Below are 13,371 nucleotides of genomic sequence, written 5' to 3'. Positions count from 1 at the left end.
ACCAATTCCATTTATTTCACAGGCCAGGGAATCATCGGATCATTGGCTAGTTTTTGTGAGACTTCGTAAGCACCAAAGCGATTTAGGTGGCTGGGGTCGGAAAAGTTGTCATTGTTTTGGGGGAAAAGCTGACTTAAATCTCTAGAAATAAAGTCAGGGTTAGTCGCTAATCGCAACATATATGTCTGAAATTCTTGTTCTTTTTGGCGGCGGAATTCGTCTAAATATTCATCTGTTAAGGGTAAGTTAATGAAGACTAGGGGGATATTTTGCGATTGGGTAAATTGCAAAACATCCTGAAAGGCCGCGTCTTGTTCTCCTCCTAATTGGAAATTTTTATAGTCGTTGTCGTAATTACCTGTAACTCTGGAATGTTTTTGATAGTACCTAGCAGGATGAAAGCGGATAGATAATGGTAGAAAACCATCAAAATCTACTGCTTGTGTCAAAGTGCTATCATCTTCAGGATTATTGCTTGTGATATCAGCAGGTAATGAAGTTTTTGGGGATTGTTTCAGGAGTGGGAGAGATTTTATTTGTTCGTGGAATAGACCTTGAATTTGCTCACGGTGTTGATAGCTGACGGAAAGTTTGGCTAGGTTTTGGTTTAACCATTTATTAATGACTTGATAATTATTAATCTCTTTTTGGGGTGTTTTTTGGGCAACTGGTGGGGATTTTTCGGGGTTACTTGACGATTCATCATTGTTTTCGGAGGTTTTTGCTTGTTTTAACACATATTCATAACCTGGAGAATTGGCGATCGCTTTAAATGTGAGATCATCACGACCACTATTAAAGGCGCGAGAACCATCAGCCCACAAAATTAATTTGGGTAGTTCGGAAGGTTGCAAAACTTGACGAAGGACAAAATCGACGACTTGGGAAGTTGCCCCGTTAATGCCAAAGTTAAATACATCCACATTGGGATAACCTTGACGCGCTAAGGCTTTGGATAATGCGGCGGGATCTACTCCCCTTAATGCACGGGAAGAACCAATAATTAACACATCGGCGGGTTTACCATTTTTGGCGATGCGTTGTCTGTAGAGGGCTAATTGTTCATCTAATTGTCTGACATTAAAACTAGGCATGGAAGACCGCGCCGCCAATAAAATCGCTGTGGCGTTGGCTTTATTTTTTGCAGGGGTGGCGGTGACATCTTCTTCCGCTTGAGTAAAACCAGAGGAATTAAAACCTTGACTTGATTGCTGGGAATTGGTGGTGAAAAATGCGGTTCTGGGGTTGGAAGTTTCTCTGGTACTAACAGGTGACTTTGGCTGGGGTGATGGAATATTTTTCACCTGGGATGAACTGGGTATGGTGCGAGAAACTATGTAACCTAGCACCCAATCGGTTTGCAAGGTGAGTAACAATCCTAAAGTCCCCCAAACTAAGGCGACTTTCACACCTTGAGCATCAGGAATGGGGTTACTTGATTGGTCGCTTTCTGTGAATAACTGACTAACTAAAAACCATTTTCTAACGGTGTTAGTTGTAGTTGTCACCCAATCGCGTGCTACTTCACTAACGAAACTTTGAACTTCTTCTGTAGTTAAGTCAGGACGTAAAATCGGTTCGTCATTTTCCTGGTTAATTAATTCGCCGACATATTCAGCCGTGGCGGCGAATTCTGGGGTAGCTTCTGGGACTAATCTTTGACGTTGGGCTAAATCTACACCATGATGCCAAAACGGTTCTTTATTTCCTGAACGCCTACCATAAACGCGCACTCCCGCAATCCCAGAAATTTTGAGTTGGCGAATCAATTGGGTAACTTTCGGGGCGACTTGTTTACGGCTGGGACAGATGGGTGCATCACACATGATGTGAAATAAATCATCTTTTCTTAGGAGTAGCACCCGCAAGCCGCCGGTTTTTAACTTGCGATCTAAATTGGGATTCAGTAAGCGTTCGAGGAGGAAAATAATTGCTGGTTCATCACCTTCAGCCGCCAATTCTAAAGCGGGAGTCGCCAAAGCTGGATATTCCTTGGCGGGTAGAGTTAGCCAATCAATCCAGTCTGGTTGTGTGTCATCATGGGTTTTTTGTCCGTAAACCGTAGCCGCAAGAATACCTTGGGGTGCGATCGCATCTAATTGCTGTGATATTTTTTCTAGACAAAAAGCTTTATTTGGGACTGTGGCATCAGCATTAGGTAAACAAAAGATGTGTAGGGTTGATTCTTGTAGCGAAACCTGCACAGACACCGCAAACTCTGATAATACCGCCATCAATAGCCGCGCGATCGCCTGCACATCACCCCAACGCGCCCATTCCTTCAGCATCACCTCTGGCGGTGTTAAATCGATGCGTAACCGCCATTCGTGCTTAGTTTCGCCGCTAATTTGGGAAACAATTACCGCGTCCTTGTAGCCAGATAGCTTTAACTGGCGTAACTTGTGGGCTATGGGTTCAGCCAACAAGGAAGGATCAGGACTGTAACTTGACTGACATAAAATCCATAAACGTTCTGAAGCCGCTTGATGATCCTCACCGCTTTCAGACTGTTTGACCTTTACCTGTACCGCCACACCCATTGCACTCAGAGTTTCACTGAGATAACGGGCGATCGCATTGGGATCTCCCCGCCGTGCCAAACTTTCATTAGAGAGAATCAACGCCCCACCAGGGGCTTTCGCCGCATCTTCTAACATGGCCTTTTCGACCTGTTCTAGATGACGGTCTAGTTGATTGAGGTAAACTTTATGACACCATTCGGGACGATATTCCCCTTTCTTTCGTCCGTAGACAAATACTTGGTATATTGAGGGTTGTTCGTAACTGGTCAGGGCATCTAAATCTGTCTGCTGGAGTGCGTGCAGCAAATCATACAAAGTCCGCCAGCGTCGGGGACACTCAGAACCTTCACACAAAATATGGAGGTCATTTCCCCGTAATCGGACTTTTACCCCTAAAGTATTAATCCCCGTTGCTTGGCTGACCCATTGCAATAAGGATTGCTGACTATCTGATAGTAATGTTTTCATGGGCAGTTAACTATAAAGGAACACAGGGATTGGGGATTGGGGAATAGGGAATAGGGAATAGGGAATAGGGAATGGGGCATCGAGTATAGCAAGAAAATTTAATAACTAATGACTAATGACTAATGACTAATGACTAATGACTATTGACTCCACCTGTAAACTAAAACCATAGGTCTATCACATTTTGGAGTTTCTTGTTAACACATTTGTTACCTTCTTGGCTGGCTAAGTGGGACAAAATAGTCTTATAAGGTTGTCAGTCATACAGATTTTGAGTTTTGCGTTTTATTCTACTCTTTGAATAATCATTCACAACAAACCATGCCTCCTACTACTCAACAGTCCACCGTAGCCAATACCGGATTGAATTTGGTTCTGTTTACCATTCCCCAATCTCTCCTGGTGCAAATGGGTTCAGCGTCTATACTAATGCTCCTCACCGCAGGTAAAGTTTCAGTACAAGCCCTAGAATCTATAGGGCAAGCCAGTGAAGAATTATTTCGCGGCGATCGCTTGCCAATTCTTCCTTTTCCTGATGACACAGAATAAAAGAGGTGGAGGGTATGGGGTATGGGGCATGGGGCATTGGGCATTGAGAGAAGGAGAAAATACATTGACTCACTACTCAGCACCCAGCACCGGCTAAACGCCGAACAACACTCACTACTCCAAAATTAAAAAATATACTTACCAAACATTGCTCAACGCGATATCCACAAAATCATGATTCAAGATACCCAAAAATGCTTCCTAAATTAAGATTTTTGAATTTTGAATTTTGAATTACACGCAAGCGATCGGCTTCACAAGAGAAACAATATGAGTTCTGTTTTATACTCTTTATCTGAATCTGCCAATTCGTACCCTACCTCAGAATTATTTTTGCGTCACCGTCTGCAAATTGTAGAAGAATTGTGGGAGTCCGTACTCCGGCAAGAATGTGGGCAAAATATGGTGGATTTGTTGCGTCAGTTACGCGATTTGTGTTCACCAGAGGGACAAGCTACAAAAGACCAAGCTGTTTCTGCTGTCAAGTTGATTGAACAGTTAAATATTAATGAAGCAATCCGCGCAGCAAGGGGTTTTGCTTTGTATTTTCAGTTGATCAACATCATAGAGCAGGAATATGAACAACGGCAGCAGTTAACTCGCTATTCTGAAGCCGAACAAGAATTACCCCAACAGGAAAATTCTCACAATATCAACTACTCCTCTAACCAAAATGAAGATGATGTCATCTTCAATGGTGGCGGTAGTATGGACTGGCTAGCGAAAAATGGTTCTTCTAGAGAACAGAACAGACAAAGAGGGACTTTTGCTGCCCTGTTTCCTTTACTGCAAAAGTTGAATGTTCCACCCCAACAAATTCAACGCCTCATTTCCCAATTAGATGTCCGTCTAGTCTTCACAGCCCACCCCACGGAAATTGTCCGCCACACTATCCGCGATAAACAACGCCAAGTAGTGAAGCTATTACAGCAGCTTGACTCAGTAGAAACACGTAATGATAATGGCGGTGGCTATCCTTGGGAAGCTGGAGAAATTCGGGAAAAACTCCTCGAAGAAATCCGCCTCTGGTGGCGGACTGATGAATTACACCAGTTTAAACCCACGGTGTTAGATGAAGTAGATTATGCCCTGCACTACTTCCAAGAGGTTTTATTTGATGGAATTCCCCAACTATATAAACGCTTCAAGTACGCCTTGGGGAAAACATTTCCTTGGTTAGAACCACCCAGCACAGATTTTTGTTCCTTTGGTTCTTGGGTGGGTTCAGATAGGGATGGAAATCCCTCGGTGACACCGGAAGTTACCTGGCAAACAGCCTGTTATCAGCGCAAAATGGTGCTAGAGAGATATATCAAGTCAGTCAAGCAATTGATTGAGTTACTGAGTATTTCCATGCACTGGAGTGATGTGTTACCAGATTTGCTGGAATCTTTGGAGTTAGATCAGTCCCAGTTAAGCGAAGTTTACGACGCATTGGCTTTAAGATATCGCCAAGAACCCTATCGCCTCAAACTATCTTATGTGTTGAAGCGATTGGAAAATACCTGCGATCGCAATTTGGCTTTATATAAGGGCGAAACTCCCACTAATGAAGATAGCCCTATGTATCGTTCTGGGGCAGAGTTTTTGGCGGAACTGCGGTTAATTCAGCGTAACTTGACGGAAACGGGACTAAGTTGTCGGGAATTAGATAATCTCATCTGCCAAGTTGAAATTTTTGACTTTAATCTCACCCAATTAGATATCCGCCAAGAATCTTCCCGACACTCAGACGCGTTAAATGAGATTCTAGAATACCTGCAAATTCTGCCCCAATCTTACAACGACCTGACAGAAGAACAGCGTGTACAGTGGTTAACCAGTGAACTGCAAACTCGTCGCCCTCTAATTTCCGCCGAATTGCCATTTTCCGACAAAACTAATGATGTCATTAAAACCTTCCGCATAGTGCGATCGCTACAGCAGGAATTTGGGGTGAACATCTGCAAAACCTACATTATTAGTATGTGTCGCCAAGTCAGCGACGTACTAGAAGTTTTGCTGTTAGCCAAAGAAGCCAGATTATTTGACCCTGCGATCGCCGTGGGGACAATTCAAGTTGTACCATTATTTGAAACAGTGGAAGACTTGCAACGTTCACGCAGCATTATGCGGCAATTATTTGAACTACCTTTGTATCGTGCTTTATTAGCAGGTGGTTACGCCGCCCTCAACGGTAGTCAAGAAGCCCTTCCCCCCTCTCCCCATCTCCCTCTCCCCACTGAAGCGTTTTCCCTCACTCCCGACTTACAGGAAGTGATGCTGGGTTATTCTGACAGCAACAAAGACTCTGGCTTTTTAAGTAGTAACTGGGAAATTCACAAAGCCCAAAAATCCCTCCAGAAAATTGCTGAAGAATACGGCGTAAACCTGCGGATTTTCCACGGGCGTGGCGGTTCTGTAGGTAGAGGTGGTGGCCCAGCCCACGAAGCGATTTTGGCACAACCAGGCCACAGCATTAACGGGCGCATCAAAATTACTGAACAAGGAGAAGTTTTAGCTTCCAAATACTCCTTACTGGACTTGGCTTTATACAACCTAGAAACCATCACCACGGCGGTAATTCAAGCCAGCTTATTACGGACAGGGTTTGATGATATCGAACCTTGGAACGAAATTATGGAAGAATTAGCAGCACGCTCCAGACAGCATTATCGTGCTTTAATCTACGAACAACCAGATTTTATTGATTTCTTCCACCAAGTCACCCCCATCGAAGAAATCAGCCAACTCCAAATCAGTTCCCGTCCCGCCCGTCGCCCCTCCGGTAAAAAAGACTTAAGCAGTCTCCGCGCTATCCCCTGGGTATTTAGCTGGACACAAACCCGCTTTTTGCTACCTTCTTGGTATGGTGTCGGGACAGCCTTACAAGAGTTCTTGAGTGAAGAACCAGAAGAACACCTCAAACTCCTCCGCTACTTTTACGTGAAATGGCCATTCTTCAAAATGGTGATTTCCAAAGCCGAAATGACTTTGGCAAAAGTAGATATGCAAATGGCGCGTCACTACGTGCAGGAGTTAGCTAACCCAGAAGATAAAGCCAGATTTGAGATAGTATTTGAGCAAATCGCCAGTGAATTCTACCTCACTAGAGATTTAGTCTTGAAAATCACTGAACATGGTCGATTATTAGACGGTGATCCTGTACTGCAACGTTCCGTACAATTACGTAACGGTACAATCGTCCCCCTGGGATTTATCCAAGTTTCCCTCCTCAAACGCCTGCGCCAGTCGAAAAATATTGCTACCCCTGGTGTAATTCATTCACGTTACAGCAAAGGCGAATTACTTAGAGGCGCACTCTTAACCATCAACGGTATTGCGGCGGGAATGAGAAATACGGGTTGATGTATAGTCAATAGTCATTAGTCCATAGTCATTAGTCATTAGTCAAAAGCAATTACTGTTGACTGTTGACTGTTGACTATTGACTATTAACTCTCCCCAATCCCTAAGTCAGCATCACTGGTAATATATACCTATAAATTTCAGGAAAAATTACCATGACTGCTGACACTACAGGAGTTAACGCTACTACCAAAGGTGCTGATGCTATTGATGAAGCGATCGCTAAAGGCATCGATTTTGATGGTACACCCATTCCCACTGCCAAGCTAGAACTTTACACCAAAGTTATGGCACTAGAAGCCAATAGACAACGTAGTGGTGTATCTAATACTATGCGATCGCGCATTATCCGTATTGGTGCAAAACATATTCCTCAAGCAGAACTTGATCAATTGCTGATAGAAGCAGGCTTTGCACCCCTGAAAGAAAAAGATATCGCTTTTTTCTACGGCGGTAAGTAAATTCGTGCGTAGGCATAGCCTACGCATCATAATTTTAAGAATATTTTTATAGCAATGTTTCATGCGCCGAGATTCAATTTTTTACAAAATATTTCAACAATCGCCGAGTTTATTATTTCAGCTATTGACAAATCCGCCAGAAAATGCAGACAAATATAAATTTGACTCGGTAGCTGTTAAAGAACCTAAATTTGAAATTGATGGGGTTTTTTTACCACCAGAAAATGAAACTCCTGGGACTGTTTATTTTTGTGAAGTCCAATTCCAAAAAGATGAAAAGCTTTATGAAAGGGTATTTGCCGAATCTTCACTCTATTTTTACCGCAACCGCGATCGATTTAGCGATTGGCAAGCCGTAATTATTTATCCATCAAGGAGTATTGAACAAAGTGATACTCGTCCTCATCGCACATTACTTAACGGCGACCAAGTACATCGGATATACTTAGATGAGTTGGGAGATATTCGTTCTTTACCTTTATGGGTGGCGGTGATGGTATTAACTACAGTAGAGGAAGAACAAGCTCCATCACAAGCGCGGTATTTATTGACTAGAAGTCGTCAAGAAACTGCTGCACCAGTCAGCAATGCGATAATTGAAATAATTACCACGATCATCGCTTATCGGTTTGAGCAACTAAGTCGAAGGGAGGTGGAGTCAATGTTAGACATCACACTGAAGGAAACAAGAGTTTATCGAGAAATCAAAGAGGAAGGACGAGAGGAAGGGCGAGAAGCAATGGCTAACATGATTAGCCGACAGTTAACGAAGCGGTTGGGAGAAATTCCCCAAGATGTGCTTTCTGTAGTAGGAAGTTTGCAATTACCAATGCTGGAAGAGTTGGGGGAAGCGTTGCTAGATTTTAGCAGTGTGGCTGATTTGCAGGCTTGGTTGCAGGCGCGAATTAGTTAAGCTGATTGAACCCAGACATCTCCTGCAATGATGATCATAGTCGTAGGCATCGCTTCTCATATTGTACTGAAAGTGATGCTTCCTTCAGGCTATGGCTACTCCTGCAACCATCAAACTAGGCTAACCCAGCATTATTGAGATATATTTCCAACCCCATCTTTCATGCGTCGAGATTCGATTTTTTACAAAATATTTCAACAATCGCCTAGTTTATTATTTGAATTATTGACAAATCCGCCAGAAAATGCAGACAAATATAAATTCGACTCGGTAGCTGTTAAAGAACCCAAGTTTGAAATCGACGGTGTATTTTTACCGCCAGAAAATGCAACTCCTGGGACTGTTTATTTTTGTGAAGTCCAATTCCAAAAAGACGAAAAGCTTTATGAAAGAGTATTTGCAGAGTCTTCACTCTATTTTTACCGCAACCGCGATCGATTTAGCGATTGGCAAGCAGTAATTATCTACCCCTCACAAAGTATTGAACAGAGTGATACTCGTCCCCATCGTGCATTACTCAACGGCGACCAAGTACATCGCATATATTTGGATGAGTTGGGAGATATTCGTTCTTTACCTTTATGGTTGGCGGTGATGGTATTAACTACAGTAGAGGAAGAACAAGCCCCATCACAAGCGCGGTATTTATTAACTAGAACTCGTCAAGAAGCTTCTGCACCAGTCAGCAATGCGATAATTGAAATAATTACCACGATCATCGCTTATCGGTTTGAGCAACTAAGTCGAAAGGAGGTGGAGTCAATGTTAGACATTACATTGAAGGAAACACGAGTTTATCGAGAAATCAAGGAAGAAGGACTAGAGGAAGGACGAAAAGAAGGACGAGAAGAAGGACGAGAAGAAGGACGAAAAGAAGGACGAGAAGAAGGACGAGAGGCTCTCACTCATATTGTTAGCCGACTATTAACGAAGCGATTGGGAGAAATTCCCCAAGATGTGCTTTCTGTGGTAGGGGGTTTGCAATTACCAATGCTGGAAGAGTTGGGGGAAGCGTTGCTAGATTTTAGTAGTGTCGCTGATTTGCAGGCTTGGTTGCAGGCGCGAATTAATTAAATTGAACCTAGACATTTGCTGCAATGATGAGTATAGGCGTAGGCGCAGCCAGCCGTAGGCATCGCTTGTCATATTTTACTAGGGAGGGGCGATCGCGCCTAGCTGAAAAATTTATTTGTATGCAACGTCTCTGTAGTGCCGAATCAAGTGCATCTTAATCAAGAATCTTACTTATAATGTTCGTACCGTTAACACATGGGGTGGTGTAGAATCAGGCGGATAAATCACGTCTATCTGCACATTCCTTCTAGTAGCAGGTGGCATGACAAACTGTACTAGTGGCTCTAAAACTTGACCTGTTCTGTGCCAGAGATGAACATAGCGCGTTTGTTGCTTTCCTTGGTCATCAAAATAACTCAGCTTTACCGTACCTCTAAAAAAGGGAAAATCTTGGGATGGTTTGCGAAAACGCACGCCACCTTGAGATAATTTGTCTTCTTTTAAAGGTGTTTCTAAAGTAACTGTTACTTTTTGAGTTTGATTGGTATTGTTCTTTAAAGGCAAACTGAGATTATATTCCACGCCATAATTACCATGCGCTTCATAGGCTGTATCAGGATACCGTACCAGCAATTGGGCGGTTTGGTTTTGTCCAGTACCCAATCGACCACCCCGCAAAGTCACTAAAGGATAAGAAATCCCTTTCCCTGGTTGTGGAATGGAAAGAGTAGTGGCTTGGGGGTTATCTACTAAGTTTGCTTTCCATTGCGAACCTTGAGAAACACCAGCCACCCGTCCATAAATTAACGCCCCGCTAGTAGCGTCGGGAGGAGTAGGAGTTTTATCCCTTGGCCCGGCAAAGTTACCGTTATTAAGTAAAGCTTGCCATTCCGCCAGTGTTGGGGCGCGGTCAGAACCATCAGCGTTTTTCTTGGCAAACATGGCTAAACTCGCTGCATACACTTTGCCATTACTTCGTAAGCGCAGAAAGCTAGACCGACCATTGATAGGCTTTTCTAGATTTCGTACCGGAATGGGATGATTCAACAACATCCGGCTTTGTCCTGGTGGAATGACTATCTTAGAAGGAAAGTCAGCTTGGCGCACACCCCGCAGCACATCAGCCACAGCCCTCGCCCCTGGCCCGGAGTAGACTTTACCATCATTGTTTTCTCGGTAAGGGGGTAAGGTGACAAAGGGTGCATCTTGCATTAAGTAGCTGGCTGCTTGTAGAGTATCAACAGTTACAGGTTGTTTCCCAGGGTTCTGAATAATAATGCCTATATATAGAGTTTGTAAATCTTTGGGGGTGTGAGTATAGTGGTGAGCAAAGACATCAAACCGTCCCTGAAAAGGGAAATTTAGGTGTGCGCCTGGGGTTTTTTTATTAGTTGTAGGGAAGGTAGAAAGTAAAATGCCCTCAGTTTTAATCCATTCTGGGCTGTTGCTATTAAATACAGGAATGTTATCTAATTTCCCAGGTAAAGGGCGCACTTCTCCAGGTTGGACGATGATTTGGGGTTCTGGTTTGGGTGAATTTTGAGCAACGGCTGAATTTATCGCCTTGGAACATCCAGAAATCGTAGTTAGACCTAGCCCTAATAAAATGATGAATAAAGGTGGTGCTAATTTAGTTGGCATAAGAAAGTGAGTGCTACAGATAAACTATCCTAAATACAAGGGTATTTAAGCTCATTTCCGAAAGCGATCGCCATATATAATTTACTTACCAAACTTAACTATAGTCGCAAATCTATAAATGTCATTGATATCGTCGATGAATATACTTTAAATACTTCTAAAAACTCTAGTTATACGTTAAATTTGAGATTGGTGAAAGATTTCAATTCTGGAATCAGTTAAATGGACACACTTATCGAATCGACTAAGGATTTTGAGCGAGATTTAGAGAGATTTAATAATAAAGAAAAGTTTAAAATTGTTAAGAAATTAAATCGCTACGTTGAAATACTATCAAAAAATAAAACATTTTTAGATAAACAAGCTTTTAAATTGAAGGAAATTAAGCTTAGTGATGATTATGATTCTTCACTTTATGCCTTAATCATTGATAAAGACATCAGATTAATTGTGACTATTGATGATGATCCAATTTTTGACACTACAGTAGTTACATTATTCCGAGTCGTTAATACTGAAGATGCTTCCAAAGCCTATAATTCTGTAGCCGAGTCTCTTTACCAAGACTTTAGCGTCAAACATCAAGAAATTGAGGTTAGTTCTAGCTAATGTCACAGATTAAACCCCTTCTAGATGAGCATGGTGTCATTCATGAAGCGATGGAGATTTTACCGGATAATCTCAAAATAGATTTTCTAGAAGCTTTGGCTGAATTGGAAGATAATGAATGTCATCGAACTAGAACTTTTCCTAAAACTAGACTGCGTAAAGTGAAGGGAATTAAACAGGCAATTTACCGTGCTGATATCGATAAGTTATCAGGATGGCGCATACATTTACAATATATTGATGGCAAAATTCATTTGAATGACATCATCGAAGGTCAGCGTCATGATGATGTCATTGAAGTGATTAAGTCTAGAAAATATAGATATGAATAGATCAGAATTTATGAAAGTGTCACAAAGAATAGAAACATTTGGCTTGTAGTAAGGGCTTAAGCCCTTATTCTGAGGACTGAAGTCCTCACTACAAACTTAATACAAACTTAAAATAATACGACATCACTAAACATCACTAATACCCATAGCTGTACCTGCTAAATAAGCTGTTGTCCAAGCACTTTGAAAGTTAAATCCTCCAGTTACGCCATCAATATCGAGAATTTCCCCAGCAAAATACAGCCCAGAAACTACCTTACTTTCCATAGTTTTAAAGTTAATTTCCGACAGATTTATACCGCCACAAGTAACAAACTCCTCTTTAAAGACACCTTTACCATTAATAAAGTATTTGCCTTGAGTCAGTTCTTGTACTAACAAGTTTAAAGTTTTATTGGGTAATTCTGCCCAACGGTCATTTGTGGTGATACCTACACGGTTAATTATGTATTGCCAGAGACGATGGGGCAAATCAACACCACGGTGCAACGCGATCGCTTTTTTTCCCCACTCGTTCTTGATAGCCAGGACTTTTTGTTTGACTTGTTCTTGTGTGAGTTCCGGCAACCAATTTACTATTAAGGTGGCTTGATATTGGCGTTCGTGCAGGAGTCTGGCACCCCAGGCGGAAAGCTTCAGCACAGCCGGGCCACTGACACCCCAATGGGTAATCAGTAAAGCCCCTGTCTGTTCCAGTGCTGGCTGTTCTTCCACATATAACCGCAAGCGTACAGGGTTAACACTAATCCCCGCCAAGGCTTGGAGTTTGGCTTCAGCAATATTAAATGTAAATAACGATGGAACTGGCGCAACGATGTGATGTCCCAACTCTTGAGCAATTTTATAACCAATGTGACTGCTACCGGTCGCTAATAACAGGCGATCGCATTTCATCACTTCCCCTGATCTCAAAAGTACCTCAAACTCATCACCAGCTTTTTTCACCCCTGCTACAGCCGCACCAGTCCAAATTTCCACACCTTCAGCCTGAGCAGTATCCATTAAACATTCGACAATAGTTTCAGAATTATCTGTAATAGGAAAAATTCTGCCATCAGCTTCCGTTTTAAGTTTGACTCCGTGGGCTGTAAACCAAGCTACAGTATCTTGAGCTTGAAAACGGCTAAAAGCACCCCGTAACGCCTTACCACCTCTGGGATAATTCTGTACTAGGGCTTGCGGTTCAAAACAAGCATGAGTCACATTACAGCGTCCTCCCCCAGAAATACGGACTTTAGCCAAGGGTTGACGACTGGCTTCTAATAGAGTGACTTGGGCTTGGGGATTAGCTTCCGCACAGGCGATCGCCCCAAAAAACCCTGCGGCCCCGCCGCCAATAACTACAATTTTTGCAGGTAGCAATTTTTCCAACATTTCTAGATGATCATCTACATCTAGGCTAGTACAGAATCAACATCCCAATTCACAATTTCAAATCTAAAACTCTAAATTGCTAGAATTCATCAATCTATGTGGTTGTATATTAAAAACGCCACCAAGTTTTTTGAGCATAA

At 42.5% G+C, this 13,371-nt stretch carries 10 protein-coding genes; 7 read left to right on the top strand and 3 right to left on the bottom strand.

The window, feature by feature from the left end; all coding sequences use genetic code 11:
* Positions 1 to 11: 11 nt before the first annotated feature.
* On the bottom strand, positions 12 to 2,990 hold the full coding sequence (locus CV014_RS21430; protein ID WP_236143881.1) for a DUF1574 family protein: 2,979 nt from the start codon (positions 2,988 to 2,990) through the stop codon (positions 12 to 14).
* 321 nt (positions 2,991 to 3,311) lie between these two features.
* Here CV014_RS21430 and CV014_RS21425 point away from each other — a divergent pair, with 321 nt between their 5' ends.
* The 5 genes from CV014_RS21425 (at position 3,312) to CV014_RS21405 (ending at position 9,335) form a co-directional block, all read left to right on the top strand.
* Positions 3,312 to 3,539 (top strand): hypothetical protein, encoded by a 228-nt coding sequence (locus CV014_RS21425; protein WP_236143880.1) that lies wholly within the window; start codon positions 3,312 to 3,314, stop codon positions 3,537 to 3,539.
* A 270-nt stretch (positions 3,540 to 3,809) separates the two neighbouring features.
* On the top strand, positions 3,810 to 6,887 hold the full coding sequence (gene ppc, locus CV014_RS21420; RefSeq protein ID WP_236143879.1) for a phosphoenolpyruvate carboxylase: 3,078 nt from the start codon (positions 3,810 to 3,812) through the stop codon (positions 6,885 to 6,887).
* Between the two features lie 155 nt (positions 6,888 to 7,042).
* Positions 7,043 to 7,348 carry a small RNA NsiR4-regulated ssr1528 family protein gene (locus CV014_RS21415; RefSeq protein ID WP_236143878.1) on the top strand — a complete coding sequence of 102 codons (306 nt, stop codon included), beginning with the start codon at positions 7,043 to 7,045 and terminating at the stop codon, positions 7,346 to 7,348.
* 61 nt (positions 7,349 to 7,409) lie between these two features.
* Positions 7,410 to 8,261: an Rpn family recombination-promoting nuclease/putative transposase gene (locus tag CV014_RS21410; RefSeq protein WP_236143877.1), complete on the top strand. Its 852-nt coding sequence runs from the start codon at positions 7,410 to 7,412 to the stop codon at positions 8,259 to 8,261.
* A 162-nt stretch (positions 8,262 to 8,423) separates the two neighbouring features.
* Entirely contained in the window at positions 8,424 to 9,335 is a 912-nt protein-coding gene (locus CV014_RS21405; protein WP_236143876.1) for an Rpn family recombination-promoting nuclease/putative transposase, read from the top strand.
* 171 nt (positions 9,336 to 9,506) lie between these two features.
* Here the strand turns inward: CV014_RS21405 and CV014_RS21400 are convergent, their stop codons facing one another.
* Entirely contained in the window at positions 9,507 to 10,916 is a 1,410-nt protein-coding gene (locus tag CV014_RS21400) for a DUF3370 domain-containing protein (RefSeq protein WP_236143875.1), read from the bottom strand.
* Positions 10,917 to 11,138: 222 nt separating this feature from the next.
* Here CV014_RS21400 and CV014_RS21395 point away from each other — a divergent pair, with 222 nt between their 5' ends.
* Both CV014_RS21395 and CV014_RS21390 read left to right on the top strand, forming a co-directional pair.
* The gene (locus tag CV014_RS21395; RefSeq protein WP_236143874.1) at positions 11,139 to 11,525 is read left to right on the top strand and encodes a hypothetical protein; all 387 of its coding nucleotides are present in this window, start codon (positions 11,139 to 11,141) and stop codon (positions 11,523 to 11,525) included.
* Entirely contained in the window at positions 11,525 to 11,857 is a 333-nt protein-coding gene (locus CV014_RS21390; RefSeq protein WP_236143873.1) for a hypothetical protein, read from the top strand. Before CV014_RS21395 ends, CV014_RS21390 begins: the two co-directional genes overlap by 1 nt.
* Positions 11,858 to 11,983: 126 nt before the next feature.
* Here CV014_RS21390 and CV014_RS21385 read toward each other — a convergent pair whose 3' ends face one another.
* Entirely contained in the window at positions 11,984 to 13,219 is a 1,236-nt protein-coding gene (locus CV014_RS21385; protein WP_236143916.1) for an NAD(P)/FAD-dependent oxidoreductase, read from the bottom strand.
* Positions 13,220 to 13,371: the final 152 nt, after the last annotated feature.

This window comes from Nostoc sp. CMAA1605 (assembly GCF_021596505.1).
Classification (GTDB): domain Bacteria; phylum Cyanobacteriota; class Cyanobacteriia; order Cyanobacteriales; family Nostocaceae; genus Trichormus.
This window is presented reverse-complemented; position numbering and strand designations above follow the sequence as displayed.